Raw genomic sequence first — 15,879 nt, 5'->3', positions numbered from 1 at the left:
AATGGCTCACTGTCAGGCGTCGTGGTTGGCGGCCTCTTCGAGTAGGTCCATGGCATGGTTGTGGAAGCGGCGTTCGGCGTCGCGGCACGGGGCGTTGAAGAAGGCTCGCTGAGCTTGGGCGAGATCGCAGTGCAGCAGGCCCATGGTCACGAATACGGCTTCCACTCCGTGGCACCCGTTGTCCTTGAGGAACTGCTGCAGTGTGTCGGGGTCGCCGGTTGCCTCCCAGACGGGTCGGGCGGTTTCCTGTATGGCGGCGATGCGCGCTGATCGTTCTGCGTCGAAGCCCACTGGGGTCCGCCTCTCTGGTTTGGCCCGCAGGCTATCGCCAGGTAGGCGGGGTGCGCTGGTCCGTTTAGGCGGCTTGGGCGGCGGGTGGATGGAGGGTGAAAGGCCTGTCGTCTCGCAAGAGCGCCCACAGGACATCGGCACGTCGGTGGGCGAGGGCGATGACGGCCTGGACGTGCTTGCAGCCCTCGGCCCGCTTCTTCACGTAGTAATCGCGGTTGGGGCCTTCGCGGGTGATGCTGGTCTGGGCGGAGAGGTAGAAGACGCGGCGGAGGCGAGGTGGCCTGCGTCGGCGTAGGTGCTCAGGTCACCGGCTGCGACGATGAACTCGGCTCCCAGGATGGGGCCCATGCCCGGCAGGGACTCGATGACGTGGGCTTGGGGGTGGGTGCGGAAGGTCTGCCGGATCTGCTGGTCGATGTGCTTGAGCCGGTCGTCCAGGGCGAGGATCTGCGTGGCGATGTCCGCGGCAATGCCGGCGGCGACGTCTTGGCGGGGCAGCGTGACGTGCTGGGTCCTGGCGACCTGCAGGGCGGTGGCGGCGACTGCGTCGGGGTTGCGGACGTTGCGGCCCTTGAGCCAGGCGGTGAGGCGGGCTTGGCCGTGTCGGCGTATGGCTGCCCGGGTCTGATGGCGGGTGAGCAGGATGAGTGCGCCTTTGTGATCGGCGTAGTCGAAGGCTCGTTCCAGTGCGGGGAAGATCCCGGTGAGCACGTCGCGGAGCCGGTTGAGCAAGCGGACCCGGTCGGCGATCAGATCGGTGCGGTGGGCGGTCAACAGAGCCAGATCGGCTGCCAGTTGGGCGGGGACTCTGATGAAGGTGAAGTCCCGCCGCAGCCGGGCCATGTCCGCGATCACGTAGGCATCCCGGGCGTCGGTCTTGGCTTCACCGCGGTAGGACCCGGACATCCGGTTGACCGTCCGGCCGGGCACGTAGATGGCCTGTTGGCCGTGGGCGGCGAGTAAGGCCAGCAACAGGGCGGACGCGGTACCGGCGATGTCAACGGCCCAGTGCACCTGGTCGGAGAGGGCAAGTATCTCGCCGAGGGCGGTCAGAATCGCGCTCTCGTCGTTGGCAACCTTCTTGCTCCAGATCGTTGCCCCGGTTTCGACGGGCGGTCGTCTTCAACGCCCTCGAATATGCAGTGGAGTTGGAGCACCTCACCTCCAACTCGCTGAGCCGCGTCCGGCGCAAGCGGGGCAAGCGGGCGGTGCACGAAGTCGACCGTCGTGTAGTGGTCAACCCGCGGCAGGCTCGGGAACTGCTCACGGCACTCACTTACGTGGGCGGCTACGAGCGGGCAAGCGGCCGGCGGCTGCGGGCTTTCTTCGGATGCCTGTACTACGCGGCCATGCGGCCGGGCGAGGTGCTCGGCCTCCGCCGCTCCGATTGCACGCTTCCGGCGAAGGGCTGGGGCCGTATCGAGTTGGCGGAGACGCGTCCAACGGCCGGGAAGGCGTGGACCGACTCCGGTGAGGCGCACGACCGGCGAGGGCTGAAGCAGCGGGTTCAGGGAGAGGTACGCATCGTGCCGATTCCGCCCCCGCTCGTGCGGCTGCTCCTCGACCACCTGGAGGAATTCGACACGGCGGAGGACGGCCGGCTGTTCTCCAGCGAGCGGGGCAACGTGATCGCGGCCTCTTCGTACTCCCGCGCATGGAAGCAGGCTCGGGAACTGGCGCTCGTTCCGGATCAGGTGTCCTCGGTCCTCGCCTTCCGGCCGTACGACCTTCGCCACGCGGGTGTCTCCCAGTGGCTCAACTCGGGAGTGCCCGCCCCTGAGGTCGCCGCTCGCGCCGGCCATTCGGTGGACGTCCTTCTGAAGATCTACGCCAAGTGCATCGACGGCCAGGAACAGGAGATGAACGACCGGATCATGCAGGGGCTCGGGGAGGACGACACGGAGAGCTGAAGGGAGTCACGACCAACGGACGGTAGCCCCGGAGCGATCCGGGGCTACCGTGTGTCCGGGCGGGCAGTACATCGCTCTCGACGCGCTGGACAGTTGATCGGTTATGGCTGACCGAGAGCCGTCAAGGTCGACGCCGGTTGTGCCAGGCTGTCCGTCATGGAGTATGCGAAGGTCCGGGGACTGACCTTGCCCGCACAACTGATGTCCCTGCTCGACCAGGGCCGGTGGCGCAATCCGGGCGACGCCGAGATGGCGAGACTCATCCCGTGGTTCGAGAGCCCGATCGACTTCCTCACAAGCACGGACCAGATGGAACGGGAGTCCGGATCGTTGGATACCTTCGACGATGATCGGTACGCCGCCTTTCTCCACGTGGCGCGGGGCAGCGGTCAGGAGACTCCGGTTGAACTGCCCTGGCTGGACGTCGAGAAGGCTTTCTTCATCGCGGTGAACCGCATAGTCGGCGATGACGTGGCCCTCGCCCTGGACTACCGCACCAACCCCGTTGACCCGCGGGTCGTGGGTAGCGACGTCTGGACGGCCCCTGTGTCGTACAAGTGGCGGATCGTGGCGCCTACCTTCTCTGCCTTCGTCGCCGCCCTGGGCCTTCAGAGTGCCGAGGGCGCGCTTGTCGTTGAAGAGCCTAAAGACGGCTGGTGACCTGCCGCGAAGCCTCTCAAGATCAACACGCTATTACAACGTGATCACTGGCAAACGGCTGCTTTCGGCGGCACCCGCCTGCACATACGCGAAGACCCCGTCCTCAGCGAAAGCGCTGATGGCGGGGTCTTTGGGCACCTCATACAGGGTGCCCCCGGCAGGATTCGAACCTGCGCACACGGCTCCGGAGGCCGTTGCTCTATCCCCTGAGCTACGGGGGCGTGTCGGGTGTTGAGCGCTTGCTCGTGGCGACGGGTAGAACACTACCAGCTCCCTCCGGGTGTTCATGAACGGGTTTCTGCGGGGTGGGAAGGGGTGCGCGTCGCCCGCAGGGGGTGGAAGTGGGGAAAACCCGGACGCGGTGGCCGGTCCCGACCTACTCTCGAGTTGTGCCAGGCGCGTCGGGTCGGGTGCTTGTTGTGGACGACAACAAGGTCATCCGGCAGCTGATCAGGGTCAATCTCGAGCTTGAGGGTCTCGAGGTCGTGACCGCCTCCGATGGTGCCGAGTGTCTGGATGTCGTTCATCAGGTGCGGCCCGACGTCGTGACTCTCGATGTCGTCATGCCGCGGTTGGACGGCCTGCGGACAGCCTCTCGGCTGCGTTCCGATCCTCGGACGCGTGATCTTCCCCTCGCGATCATCAGTGCGTGTACGCAGTACGAGGTCGAGGCCGGCCTCGAGGTCGGCGTCGACGCCTTCCTTTCCAAGCCCTTCGATCCAGACGAACTCGTCGACCTCGTACGGCAGTTGCTGACCGTGAAGCCGGGACAGGGGGAGGCACAGGGGCAGGAGAGTGGTGGTGGCGGTCTGGGTGTCGGGCTTGGGCTCGGGACCGTTCTCGGTGCCGGGGGTGGCGTCGGGGCGGGGCAGGGGAGTGGGGCGGCTGCGAGTGGAGGGCCGACCACCGCCGACTAGTGCCGCGGCACTGGTGCCGTTGCGTGATGGTCGGTTCGTCTGTGTCCGTGCCGGTCCACATCCCGGGACCTCGTCCAAACCTGCTCGCCTACCCACCCCCCTCCTCCCCTACGCTTGTCCCGTGACCCCCGTCGAGCTCTCCCGTACCGTGCTGTGCGCGGTGCGTCGTGCTGTCGATGCCGGGGAACTGAGTGTGGCCGTTCCTGCGCGGGCCGTCGTCGCGCCGCCGGGGCCCGGGGGCGCCGGGGACTACGCGACCAACATCGCCCTTCAGCTCGCCCGGCCGGCCGGGCAGTCGCCCCTGCGGGTCGCGGAGGTGCTGCAGCCCTATCTCGCCGGCGCCGACGGTGTCACCGGTGTCCGGATCACCGGACCCGGCTTCCTCAACATCAGCCTCGACCACTTCGCCGCCGCCTCCTCCCTCGTCACCCGGATCCTTGGTGAAGGGCTCCGCTACGGCCATGGCGACTCCCTCGCCGGCCGGGTCTACGAACTGCGCGTGCCCTACGAGGTGCGGGCCGAGGTGCTCGCCGACGCACTCGCACGGATCGTCGGCTCCCAGGGCGGGCGGGTCGCCGTTCGGCATCATGGGGCCGAGGCGGCACATGCCCGCCCCTGTGAGTCCGTCGACACCGCCCCCCTCGATCTCCGTCCCCACCCCGCTCCCGAGGACCCCGCCCCTCTCGGTCCGGACGCCGCCTGCTGGGCCCTGCTTCTCCCCGCTCCCCACGACCGGCCCCGCATCACCGCCGACCATCTGGTCCAGCGCGAGAGCAACCCCCTCTTCCGGGTCCGCTACGTCCACGCCCGTACCCGGGCCCTCACCCGCAACGCCGCCGACCTCGGGTTCACCGCCGACCCCGGCGCCGTGGACATGGAGCAGGGGGAAGGGGAGGGAGAGCTCTTCCCGTCACATACCTCCGCCGCCTCCTCGCTCCACCCCTCTCTCCACCACTCGCTCCATCCCTCTCTCCCCTCCGCTCCCCTTCTCCCGCTCCTCGCCGACCACCCCCGCGTCCTCGCCGGCGTCGCCCGCCTTCCGCGGCCGGAAGGCATCGCCGCCCCCTCGCGGCTCGCCCGGCACCTCGTCGATGTCGCCGATGCCACGCTGTCCTTCCTTCCCACCGTCCTTCCCCGCGGCGCGGAGAAACCCTCGGCCGCCCACCGTGCCCGGCTCGCGCTCGCCGAAGCCGCCGGGACGGTGCTGGCCGGCGGCCTGTCCCTGCTCGGTATCGACGCACCCGATCACCTCTGAAAGAGCACGCCCAAGATGAGCCGATCCGCACACCCCGCCGGGCCCCGCCACGCCGACGTCCTTCCCGAGGGCCACTACTCGGCTCCGCCCGCCGACCTCAACGCCCTCGACCCGAAGGTCTGGGCGCAGACCGTCGGCCGGGACCAGGAAGGCGTCGTCACCGTCGGCGGCGTCGACGTCAAGGCGCTCGCCGAGCGGCACGGCACGCCGGTGTACGTCCTCGACGAGACCGACTTCCGGGCCCGGGCGCGGGCCTGGCGCACCGCCTTCGGGGCCGAAGCCGACGTGTTCTACGCCGGAAAGGCGTTCCTGTCGCGGGCCGTGGTGCGGTGGCTGCACGAGGAGGGGCTCAACCTCGACGTCTGTTCCGGGGGTGAGCTCGCCACCGCCCTCTCCGCGGGGATGCCCGCCGAGCGCATCGCCTTCCACGGGAACAACAAGTCCGCGGAGGAGATCCGCCGGGCCGTCACCGCCGGTGTCGGGCGGATCGTGCTCGACTCCTTCCAGGAGATCGTGCGGGTCGCGCACATCGCGCGGGAGCTCGGCAGGCGGCAGCGGGTGCAGATCCGTATCACCGTGGGGGTGGAGGCGCACACGCACGAGTTCATCGCCACCGCCCACGAGGACCAGAAGTTCGGGATTCCGCTGGCCGGGGGGCAGGCGGCGGAGGCCGTGCGGCGGGCCCTTCAGCTGGACGGCCTCGAGCTGATCGGGATCCACAGCCACATCGGGTCGCAGATCTTCGACATGTCGGGGTTCGAGGTCGCCGCCCATCGCGTGGTCGGGCTGCTGAAGGACATCCGGGACGAGCACGGGGTCGAACTGCCCGAGATCGATCTCGGTGGCGGGCTCGGCATCGCCTACACGAGCGACGACGACCCGAGTGAGCCGCACGAGATCGCCAAGGCGCTCACCGAGATCGTGACGCGGGAGTGCGAGGCCGCGCGGCTGCGGACGCCGCGCATCTCCGTCGAGCCCGGGCGGGCCATCGTCGGGCCGACCGCCTTCACGCTCTACGAGGTCGGCACCATCAAGCCGCTCGACGGGCTGCGGACGTATGTCTCCGTCGACGGGGGCATGTCCGACAACATTCGTACGGCGTTGTACGACGCCGAGTACAGCGTCGCCCTCGTCTCCCGGACCAGCGACGCCGCGCCCATGCTCGCCAGGGTCGTGGGCAAGCACTGCGAGAGCGGGGACATCGTGGTGAAGGACGCGTTCCTGCCGGGGGATCTCGCGCCCGGCGACCTGATCGCCGTACCCGCCACCGGGGCGTACTGCCGGTCCATGGCGAGCAACTACAACCATGTGCTGCGGCCGCCGGTCGTGGCCGTGGCCGACGGGGAGTCCCGGGTCATCGTCCGGCGGGAGACCGAGGAGGATCTTCTGCGGCTCGACGTCGGCTGACGCGACCCCGCGCCACAGGGGACGGGGCGGCGGAAGATCTCCTGTTCCGCGGGCCGGTGAGAATGAAATACATATCTCACAATCCGGACCAGGGATAGAAACCCCGGTCCGGTGAGTGAGACTGGACCAACCGTAGACGGTATGAGGAAACGAGGTCGGATGATGCGTACGCGTCCGCTGAAGGTGGCGCTGCTGGGCTGTGGAGTGGTCGGCTCAGAGGTGGCGCGCATCATGACGACGCACGCCGAAGACCTCGCCGCCAGGATCGGAGCGCCGGTGGAGCTCGCGGGCGTCGCGGTCCGGCGGCCCTCCAAGGTGCGCGAAGGCATCCCGGCGGACCTCGTCACCACCGACGCCACCGCCCTCGTCAAACGCGGGGACATCGACGTCGTCGTGGAGGTCATCGGGGGGATCGAGCCCGCCCGGACCCTCATCACCGCCGCCTTCGAGCACGGTGCCTCCGTCGTCTCCGCCAACAAGGCGCTGCTGGCCCAGGACGGGGCCGCCCTGCACGCGGTGGCCGAGCAGAACGGCAAGGACCTCTACTACGAGGCCGCCGTCGCCGGCGCCATCCCGCTGATCCGGCCGCTGCGCGAGTCCCTGGCCGGTGACAAGGTCAACCGGGTGCTCGGCATCGTCAACGGCACGACCAACTTCATCCTCGACAAGATGGACAGCACGGGCGCCGGCTATCAGGAGGCCCTCGACGAGGCCACCGCCCTCGGTTACGCGGAGGCCGACCCGACCGCCGACGTGGAAGCGTTCGACGCCGCCGCCAAGGCCGCCATCCTCGCCGGGATCGCCTTCCACACGCGCGTGCGCCTCGACGACGTCTACCGCGAGGGCATGACCGAGGTGACGGCGGCCGACTTCGCCTCCGCCAAGGAGATGGGGTGCACCATCAAGCTGCTCGCCATCTGCGAGCGGGCGGCCGACGGAGGATCCGTCACCGCGCGCGTGCACCCCGCCATGATTCCGCTGACCCATCCGCTCGCCTCGGTGCGCGGGGCGTACAACGCCGTGTTCGTGGAGTCGGACGCGGCCGGTCAGTTGATGTTCTACGGCCCCGGCGCGGGCGGTGCTCCCACCGCCTCCGCCGTGCTCGGCGACCTCGTCGCCGTCTGCCGCAACCGGCTCAGCGGGGCAACGGGGCCCGGCGAGTCGGCGTACGCCGCCCTGCCGGTGTCGCCCATGGGCGATGTTGTCACCCGGTATCACATCAGCCTCGACGTAGCGGACAAGCCGGGCGTTCTCGCTCAGGTGGCCACCGTCTTCGCCGAGCACGACGTATCGATCGATACGGTGCGGCAGCAGGGACGACAGGACGGGGGCGGCGACGCCTCCCTGGTCGTCGTCACCCACCGCGCGTCCGACGCCTCCCTCACCGGGACCGTCGAGGCGCTGCGCAAGCTCGACACCGTGCGGGGTGTCGCCAGCATCATGCGGGTTGAAGGAGAGTAACCAGCAATGACCCACCAGTGGCGCGGAATCATCGAGGAGTATCGGGACCGGCTGCCGGTATCCGACAACACGCCGGTCGTGACGCTCCGTGAGGGCGGCACGCCCCTCGTGCCCGCGCAGGTGCTCTCCGAGCGCACGGGCTGCGAGGTCCACCTGAAGGTGGAGGGCGCCAACCCGACCGGGTCCTTCAAGGACCGCGGTATGACCATGGCCATCAGCAGGGCCAAGGAGGAGGGCGCGAAGGCCGTCATCTGTGCCTCCACGGGCAACACCTCCGCCTCCGCCGCCGCCTACGCGGTCCGTGCGGGCATGGTGTCCGCGGTGCTGGTGCCGCAGGGCAAGATCGCGCTCGGCAAGATGGGGCAGGCCCTCGTGCACGGCGCGCAGATCCTCCAGGTCGACGGCAACTTCGACGACTGCCTCACCCTCGCCCGCCAGCTCAGCGACAACTACCCCGTCGCGCTGGTCAATTCGGTCAATCCGGTGCGTATCGAGGGACAGAAGACCGCCGCGTTCGAGATCGTGGACATGCTGGGCGACGCCCCGGACATCCATGTCCTGCCGGTCGGCAACGCGGGCAACATCACCGCGTACTGGAAGGGCTACAAGGAGTACGCCGCCGACGGCATCGCCCGGAGGACCCCTCGTATGTGGGGCTACCAGGCCTCCGGATCCGCCCCGATCGTGCGCGGCGAGATCGTCAAGGACCCGTCGACCCTCGCCACCGCGATCCGGATCGGCAACCCCGCGTCCTGGCAGTTCGCGCTGGCCGCGCGGGACGAGTCCGGCGGTCACATCGACGAGGTGACGGACCGTGAGATCCTGCGCGCCTACCGGCTGTTGGCCGCTCAGGAGGGCGTCTTCGTGGAGCCCGCGTCCGCCGCGTCGGTGGCCGGTCTGCTGAAGGCCGCCGAGCAGGGCAAGGTCGACCCGGGGCAGCGCATCGTGTGCACGGTCACCGGCAACGGGCTGAAGGACCCGGGCTGGGCCACCGAGGGCGCGCCGCGGCCCGTGGTCGTCCCGGTCGACGCCGCAACGGCCGCCGGTCGCCTCGGTCTGGCCTGAGAGCGCACGGCGCGGCGCCCGTGGGGTTAACCCCGTAAGGGGTGCACGGGGGGCTTACGACACGCATCGTGCGCCTCCTGTGCGCCCTATGTCGCCGCAGAACCTTCCTTCGATAGGCTGTACTGAACCCGCCCGCCGCATATGCCGCAGCGCCGCGTCGCCCTCGCGGCCCCAGGGTTCTCACATACGTATCGATTGTCAGTGTCGAACAACATTGTCGAATGCCGGTGCCGATGTCGGTGTCGAACACATTCGACAGTCCCGCAGCTCAAGGAGAGTCATCGAGAGATGGCCGGTCCCGCCTTCCGCGCCGCCCCCGTCCGGGTGCGCGTCCCCGCCACCAGCGCCAACCTCGGCCCGGGCTTCGACGCCTTCGGCCTCGCGCTGGGGCTCTACGACGACGTCGTCGTCCGGGTGGCCGACTCCGGGCTGCACATCGACATCGCGGGCGAGGGCAGCGAGACCCTGCCGCGTGACGAGAAGCACCTCCTCGTACGGTCCCTGCGCACCGCCTTCGACGCGCTGGGCGGCCAGCCCCGCGGCCTGGAGATCGTCTGCGCCAACCGCATCCCGCACGGCCGGGGCCTCGGCTCCTCCTCCGCCGCGATCTGCGCCGGCATCCTGGCCGCGCGCGCGGTGACCATAGGCGGCGAGAGCAGGCTCGACGACGCCGGACTTCTCGAACTCGCCACCGAGATCGAGGGGCATCCGGACAATGTCGCGGCCTGTCTGCTCGGCGGTTTCACCCTGTCCTGGATGGAGGCGGGAGCCGCGCGGGCGATCAGGATGGAGCCCGCCGATTCCATCGTTCCGGTGGTTTTCGTACCCGGAAAGCCGGTTCTGACCGAGACGGCGCGCGGCCTGCTCCCGCGCTCCGTCCCGCACGTCGACGCCGCCGCCAACGCGGGCCGCGCGGCCCTGCTCGTCGAGGCCCTGACCAGGCGCCCCGAGCTGCTGCTGCCCGCCACCGAGGACCGTCTCCACCAGGAGTACCGAGCCCCCGCCATGCCGGAGAGCGCCGCCCTGGTGGAGCGGCTGCGCGCCGACGGGATCCCCGCCGTGATCTCGGGCGCGGGACCCACCGTGATGGCGCTGGCCGACGCGGGCACGGCCGACAAGGTCGAGGCTCTGGCGGGCGCCGACTGGGCGGCGAACCGGCTGGCCCTGGATGTGCAGGGCGGGAGCGTTCTTCCGCTCGCGCCCACCGGCAGCGGCGACATTTAGTGCGCGGTTGCCGGATTTCGAGAGGGGGAATGTTTGTTGGATCCGGTAGTGTTAATCTCAAGTCTGCACCCGACCCCACCATGGCGAGGTGCTTCGTGTCCCCGTCAGGGACAGACATTCCTCCGGGAGCTCCCCAAGCCGCACTGCGTTCCGTACGTCGTATCTGGGCAGTACGCCGTACACCGGCGCTGAGCGGACCACGGGGCACGCTCCGGAATCGGTGCTACCACGCCACGTGACACTGGGTGTCACGGCTCGTCGGGGAAGCGCCATCACCAGCAAATTTCCTCCGCCGCATAGGGCGGACCACCGCCCCGGCTTCGCCGCACCAAGGACCGAAGTCGGACAGCACAACCGGTCGCCGAGCCAGACAGGCCGACGTCCGCTCCAGGGAAGGACCCTTCGTGAGCGACACCACCGATCTGATGGGCGCACGTGTCGAGGAGACCGCTGCCGCGCCCGCCACGGACGCCTCCGCGCCTGCCAGCGGTGCCGGCTCCCGGCGGCGCCGCGGTACCGGCCTCGAGGGCATGGTGCTGGCCGAGCTGCAGCAGGTCGCATCCGGCCTCGGTATCAGGGGCACCGCGCGTATGCGCAAGAGCCAGCTGATCGAGGTCATCAAGGAGGCGCAGGCGGGAGGGGGTGCCGCCCCGGCCAAGGCCGAGGCCCCCGCCGAGACCAAGCCCAAGCGCCGCGCAACCTCCAAGGCCCGCACGGGTGACGCGGCCGCCGAGAAGGCGGAGGCCTCCAAGGCCGAGGCGCCCGCCGAGAAGGCCGTGGCCCAGCAGCAGATCGAGATCCCCGGCCAGCCGGCCAGCAATGACGCTCCGGTCGAGCGCCGCCGCGCCCGCCGCGCCACCGCCGAGGCGGGCAGCCCCGAGGCGAGCCCCGAGACGGTCGTGGCCGAGGCCAAGAGCGAGCCCAAGGCCGAGACGCCCGCGCAACCGCAGGCCGAGGCCAGGGCCGCGGACGCCGCCGAGGCCGAGGGCCGCCGCCAGGGCCGCCGCGAGCGCGGCCGTGACCGGGGCGACCGCCCCGACCGTGGAGACCGCCCCGACCGTGGTGACCGCCCCGACCGCGGTGACCGCCGCGGCAAGGGCGACGACCAGCAGGGCGGCCAGCAGCAGCGCGGCCAGCAGACCCAGCAGCAGAACCGCCAGGACCGCAACGCCGGTCCGCAGGACGACGACGACTTCGACGGCGGACGCCGTGGCCGTCGCGGCCGCTACCGGGACCGCCGTGGCCGCCGCGGGCGTGACGAGATCGGCGCCCCCGAGCCGCAGCTCGCGGACGACGACGTCCTGATCCCCGTCGCGGGCATCCTGGACATCCTCGACAACTACGCCTTCATCCGGACCTCCGGCTACCTCCCGGGCCCGAACGACGTGTACGTCTCCCTGGCCCAGGTCCGCAAGAACGGCCTGCGCAAGGGTGACCACATCACCGGCGCGGTCCGTCAGCCGAAGGAGGGGGAGCGGCGTGAGAAGTTCAACGCCCTCGTCCGCCTGGACTCCGTCAACGGCATGGCGCCCGAACACGGCCGTGGCCGCCCGGAGTTCAACAAGCTGACCCCGCTCTACCCGCAGGACCGCCTCCGCCTGGAGACGGACCCGGGCGTGCTGACCACCCGGATCATCGACCTCGTGTCGCCGATCGGCAAGGGCCAGCGTGGTCTGATCGTGGCCCCGCCGAAGACCGGCAAGACCATGATCATGCAGGCGATCGCCAACGCGATCACCCACAACAACCCCGAGTGCCACCTGATGGTCGTCCTCGTCGACGAGCGTCCGGAAGAGGTCACCGACATGCAGCGGTCGGTGAAGGGCGAGGTCATCTCCTCGACCTTCGACCGCCCGGCCGAGGACCACACCACGGTCGCCGAGCTCGCCATCGAGCGCGCCAAGCGGCTGGTGGAGCTGGGCCACGACGTGGTCGTGCTGCTCGACTCGATCACGCGTCTGGGCCGTGCGTACAACCTCGCCGCCCCGGCCTCCGGCCGCATCCTCTCCGGTGGTGTCGACTCGACCGCCCTGTACCCGCCGAAGCGCTTCTTCGGTGCGGCCCGCAACATCGAGGACGGCGGCTCGCTGACCATCCTCGCCACCGCCCTGGTGGACACCGGGTCCCGCATGGACGAGGTGATCTTCGAGGAGTTCAAGGGCACCGGCAACATGGAGCTCAAGCTCGACCGGAAGCTCGCCGACAAGCGCATCTTCCCCGCGGTGGACGTCGACGCGTCCGGCACCCGCAAGGAGGAGATCCTGCTCGGTGCCGAGGAGCTGGGCATCGTGTGGAAGCTGCGCCGGGTGCTGCACGCGCTCGACCAGCAGCAGGCGATCGAGCTGCTCCTCGACAAGATGAAGCAGACCAAGTCGAACGCCGAGTTCCTGCTGCAGATCCAGAAGACGACGCCGTCGCCGGGCAACAACGACTGACGACAGGCAAAGTCCTGGTGAAGGGCCGCTCCCACTGCGGGGGCGGCCCTTCGTCATGTCGGTGGGCGTTGTTACGATCACGCCCTTCGGACGGCTATTCGAGGCCGTACCGATTTGCGACTTCCTGATCCCGAGGGGGGACTCGAGTGGGAACACCCACGCCTGCGAGCGGTCGGCACAGACGCCGGATACGCCTGGCCCTGCCCATCGCCGCGGCCGGTCTGGCCGCCGCCGTCGCCGGTGCGTTGCTGACCACGTCCGCGGACGCGGCCACCGCATCGCCGAAACCCAGCCAGAGCGCGCCGACGGCCGCCGAGCTCGAGGCGCGCATGGCCACCGCGCTGGCCGGTGACGACACCGCGGGGGAGACCTCGAAGGCCGCCCTCAGCGCGAGCACGGGGTCCGCGAGCGTCGACCCGAAGATCATCGGTGGCACCACCACGACCATCACCAACGCGCCGTGGATGGCCCAGCTCTGGTACGGCGACGACCGGGGCACCACCACGACCAGCGACGACATCGGCTTCTTCTGCGGGGGCGCGGTCATCGCCCCGACGAAGATCCTGACCGCCTCGCACTGCGTCGCGGGCTACAACTGGAAGGCCCACGGCGCCGTCATCACCGGCACCGCGCAGCTGCTGTCCGAGGACTCCAGCGGCAACATCGACCTGCACGGCGGCACCGCCAGCGGTGTCTGGCGGCAGTGGAACCACCCGTCGTACAACGAGAACACCATCGACAACGACCTCGCCGTCCTGACGCTGCCGAACCCGGTCAAGGCGAAGCCGATCCCGATGACGACCTCCGGTGACACCGCTTCGTACACGGCCGGCACCACCGCGAAGGTCTACGGCTGGGGCCGCACCAGCTCCACCAGCCAGGACATCTCGGACGTCCTGAAGACGGCCGACCTGCCGATCCAGTCCAACGCCACCTGCTCGGGCTACTACGGTTCCGACTTCATCGCGAACCACATGGTGTGCGCGGGCCAGCCCGCCACCGGCTCGGACACCGGCACCACCTCCGCCTGCAACGGCGACTCCGGTGGCCCGCTGGTGGTCGGCGGCAAGGTCGTGGGCGTGGTGTCCTGGGGCGTGAAGGACTGCGTGGAGGCGGGCGCGTACAGCGTGTTCACCAAGCTCACCACGTACGTCTCGGCCGCCTATCCGCGAGTCGACGACACCAACATCAGCGGTGACCACAAGGCCGACGTGTTCGTGCGCAACTCCTCCACGAAGACGGGCTACGAGCTGGACTCCAAGGGCACCTCGCTGGCCGCCCGCCAGTCCTGGGGCTCGTTCAACGGCTGGAACCTGATCCTGCAGACGGACCTCGACCGGGACGGCTACCAGGACTTCATCCGGCGCCGCAGCTCCGACGGCGACGTCTTCTGGTGGCATTACGTGCCGTCCACGAACTCGTGGAGCAGCAAGCTCATCGGCGACAACTGGAAGACCCGGCTGCAGATCGTCGCCCCCGGTGACGTCACCGGCGACCAGCTGCCGGACGTGCTCTCCGTCGACTCGGCGGGCGTCCTGTGGATCTACCCGGGCAAGGGCAACGGCACGTTCGCCTCGCGGGTGCGGTTCGGCGGGGGCTGGAACCAGTACAACCTGCTGCGCGGCCACGGCGACTTCAGCAACGACGGCCGTACCGACCTGATCGCCCGCAACAAGAGCACCGGCGCGGTCTACCTCTACAAGGGCACCGGCAAGGCCGGCTCGGCCGCGTTCTCGGCCCGCGTCAAGGTGCGGACGTGGAGCAGCTCGACGTACAACGCCTTCGACGCCGTCGGTGACGTCAACGGCGACGGCAAGGCCGACTTCCTGGCCCGTACGCCCGGCGGCACGCTCTATCTGTACAAGGGGACCGGAAAGGCCACCAGCGAGATCTTTGCCACAAGGGTGTCGCTCGGTACCAGTTTCAAGCAGTACGACCTCTTCGGCTGAGCTCGGCCGAAAACGCAGGTGAGCGGGGTACGCCTCGCTCACCCGCGCACGCTCTGTGCCTGATCTGCCCGAGATCGGGCACAGAGCGTTGTGCAACCCTGTCCCGAGTTTCCCCGTCTGACCTGGCGGAGTGACGATGGTGAGGTCGCACGAGAACAGAGGAGCACATGGCCGCCGAGAGCACACCGGAGCCCGGCATACCGGGCGGCGCCGACAGCGGTAAGGGACCGCGCCACCGCAGACAGCGGGGAAGGCGCAAGGGGCTGCTGGTCATGGCATGGACGGCCGCGGGCATCATCGTGCTGGGCGGCACCGGCGCGGGCTATCTCTACTTCAAGCTCAACGGCAACATCAAGAGCGTCGACATCGACCAGGCGCTGGGCAGCGCCCGGCCCACGAAGATCGACGACGGCTCGGAGAACATCCTCGTCCTCGGCTCGGACAGCCGCTCCGGCTCGAACAAGAAGCTCGGCGGCGGCACCGACGACGGCAGCGCCCGCTCCGACACGGCGATGATCATCCATGTGTACAAAGGCCACAAGGCCGCGAGCGTGGTCTCCATCCCCCGTGACACCCTCATCGACCGTCCCGCCTGCACGGACACCAAGGGCGACAAGCACGACGCCGCGTCCGCGGTGATGTTCAACACGGCGTACTCGACGGGCGGCGCCGCCTGCGCGGTCAAGACGGTCGAGTCGATCACCGGCATCCGGATGGACCACTATCTCGAGGTCGACTTCTCCGGCTTCGAGAAGCTGATCGACGAACTGGGCGGGGTGGAGGTCACCACCACCAAGGCGATCGACGACCCCGACAGTCACCTGAAGCTCAAGGCAGGCACGCACACCCTCGACGGGCAGCAGGCCCTCGGTCTGGTCCGCACCCGGCACGGCGTCGGCGACGGCTCCGACCTCGGCCGCATCCAGCTCCAGCAGGCCTTCATCAAGGCGCTGGTCGACCAGGTGAAGCACGTCGGCGTCCTGACCAGCCCGAAGAAGCTGTACGACCTCGCCGACACCGCGACCAAGGCGGTGACCACCGACTCCGACCTCGGCTCGGCCAACTCCCTGATGTCCTTCGCGAACGGGCTGAAGGGCATCAGCGCCTCGAAGATGCACATGGTCACGATGCCGGTCGAGTACGACCCGGCCGACCCCAACCGCGTCATCGTCCTCAAGTCCAAGGCCAAGCAGGTCTGGACGGCCCTGAAGAACGACGAGCAGATCCCGAAGTCGGCCACGAAGGGCAACGCGACGGGCGAGGCGGCGGGGGTCGTGACGTCGTCGTCGTAGACGGCTGCCGACG

Annotated in this window: 11 protein-coding genes, 1 tRNA gene and 2 pseudogenes; 11 read left to right on the top strand and 3 right to left on the bottom strand. The window is 69.5% G+C overall.

Annotation, left to right across the window (positions count from 1 at the left end; translation table 11 throughout):
- Nucleotides 1–12 precede the first annotated feature (12 nt).
- Nucleotides 13–291: a hypothetical protein gene (locus ABT057_RS19050; RefSeq protein WP_352344225.1), complete on the bottom strand. Its 279-nt coding sequence runs from the start codon at nucleotides 289–291 to the stop codon at nucleotides 13–15.
- A gap of 64 nt (nucleotides 292–355) precedes the next feature.
- Nucleotides 356–1,398 (bottom strand): annotated as a pseudogene (locus ABT057_RS19045) (IS110 family transposase); the annotation flags it as partial.
- Here ABT057_RS19045 and ABT057_RS19040 point away from each other — a divergent pair.
- Nucleotides 1,392–2,201: pseudogene (locus ABT057_RS19040) on the top strand (tyrosine-type recombinase/integrase); the annotation flags it as partial. The pseudogenes ABT057_RS19045 and ABT057_RS19040 sit on opposite strands and share 7 nt — an antisense overlap.
- Before the next feature lie 156 nt (nucleotides 2,202–2,357).
- Nucleotides 2,358–2,861 carry a hypothetical protein gene (locus tag ABT057_RS19035; RefSeq protein ID WP_352344224.1) on the top strand — a complete coding sequence of 168 codons (504 nt, stop codon included), beginning with the start codon at nucleotides 2,358–2,360 and terminating at the stop codon, nucleotides 2,859–2,861.
- Between the two features lie 149 nt (nucleotides 2,862–3,010).
- Here the strand turns inward: ABT057_RS19035 and ABT057_RS19030 are convergent.
- Nucleotides 3,011–3,082: transfer RNA gene (locus ABT057_RS19030), tRNA-Arg, on the bottom strand.
- 189 nt (nucleotides 3,083–3,271) lie between these two features.
- Between ABT057_RS19030 and ABT057_RS19025 the strand changes: the two genes are divergently transcribed.
- From ABT057_RS19025 to ABT057_RS18985, 9 genes are all read left to right on the top strand, one after another.
- Nucleotides 3,272–3,778, top strand: coding sequence for a response regulator (locus tag ABT057_RS19025; RefSeq protein ID WP_502973942.1), 507 nt, complete (start codon nucleotides 3,272–3,274; stop codon nucleotides 3,776–3,778).
- Nucleotides 3,779–3,899: 121 nt separating this feature from the next.
- Nucleotides 3,900–5,033 (top strand): ArgS-related anticodon-binding protein NrtL, encoded by a 1,134-nt coding sequence (gene nrtL, locus ABT057_RS19020; RefSeq protein WP_352344222.1) that lies wholly within the window; start codon nucleotides 3,900–3,902, stop codon nucleotides 5,031–5,033.
- Between the two features lie 15 nt (nucleotides 5,034–5,048).
- Entirely contained in the window at nucleotides 5,049–6,440 is a 1,392-nt protein-coding gene (gene lysA / locus ABT057_RS19015; protein ID WP_352344221.1) for a diaminopimelate decarboxylase, read from the top strand.
- Nucleotides 6,441–6,602: 162 nt separating this feature from the next.
- Complete coding sequence (locus ABT057_RS19010) at nucleotides 6,603–7,901, top strand: homoserine dehydrogenase (RefSeq protein ID WP_352344332.1); 1,299 nt, start codon at nucleotides 6,603–6,605, stop codon at nucleotides 7,899–7,901.
- Nucleotides 7,902–7,907: 6 nt separating this feature from the next.
- Nucleotides 7,908–8,966: a threonine synthase gene (thrC, locus tag ABT057_RS19005; protein ID WP_352344220.1), complete on the top strand. Its 1,059-nt coding sequence runs from the start codon at nucleotides 7,908–7,910 to the stop codon at nucleotides 8,964–8,966.
- Between the two features lie 288 nt (nucleotides 8,967–9,254).
- Complete coding sequence (thrB, locus tag ABT057_RS19000) at nucleotides 9,255–10,190, top strand: homoserine kinase (RefSeq protein ID WP_352344219.1); 936 nt, start codon at nucleotides 9,255–9,257, stop codon at nucleotides 10,188–10,190.
- A gap of 404 nt (nucleotides 10,191–10,594) precedes the next feature.
- Nucleotides 10,595–12,625, top strand: a complete 2,031-nt coding sequence (gene rho / locus ABT057_RS18995; RefSeq protein ID WP_352344218.1) for a transcription termination factor Rho — start codon at nucleotides 10,595–10,597, stop codon at nucleotides 12,623–12,625.
- A 146-nt stretch (nucleotides 12,626–12,771) separates the two neighbouring features.
- Nucleotides 12,772–14,574: a trypsin-like serine protease gene (locus ABT057_RS18990; RefSeq protein ID WP_352344217.1), complete on the top strand. Its 1,803-nt coding sequence runs from the start codon at nucleotides 12,772–12,774 to the stop codon at nucleotides 14,572–14,574.
- 167 nt (nucleotides 14,575–14,741) lie between these two features.
- Complete coding sequence (locus tag ABT057_RS18985; RefSeq protein WP_352344216.1) at nucleotides 14,742–15,866, top strand: LCP family protein; 1,125 nt, start codon at nucleotides 14,742–14,744, stop codon at nucleotides 15,864–15,866.
- The last annotated feature ends 13 nt before the right edge of the window (nucleotides 15,867–15,879 follow it).

The sequence above is a fragment of the Streptomyces sp. NPDC002588 genome, from assembly GCF_040295925.1.
Lineage (GTDB): Bacteria > Actinomycetota > Actinomycetes > Streptomycetales > Streptomycetaceae > Streptomyces.
The sequence above is the reverse complement of the archived record's forward strand: the minus strand, read 5'-3'. Positions and strand labels throughout refer to the sequence as shown.

Excerpts from the sequence above, each read along its gene's own strand:
- thrB (WP_352344219.1), top strand. The coding sequence starts at position 9,255 with ATGGCCGGTCCCGCCTTCCGCGCCGCCCCCGTCCGGGTGCGCGTCCCC.
- thrC (WP_352344220.1), top strand. The coding sequence starts at position 7,908 with ATGACCCACCAGTGGCGCGGAATCATCGAGGAGTATCGGGACCGGCTG.
- lysA (WP_352344221.1), top strand. The coding sequence starts at position 5,049 with ATGAGCCGATCCGCACACCCCGCCGGGCCCCGCCACGCCGACGTCCTT.
- ABT057_RS19035 (WP_352344224.1), top strand. The coding sequence starts at position 2,358 with ATGGAGTATGCGAAGGTCCGGGGACTGACCTTGCCCGCACAACTGATG.
- ABT057_RS19010 (WP_352344332.1), top strand. The coding sequence starts at position 6,603 with ATGCGTACGCGTCCGCTGAAGGTGGCGCTGCTGGGCTGTGGAGTGGTC.
- ABT057_RS18985 (WP_352344216.1), top strand. The coding sequence starts at position 14,742 with ATGGCCGCCGAGAGCACACCGGAGCCCGGCATACCGGGCGGCGCCGAC.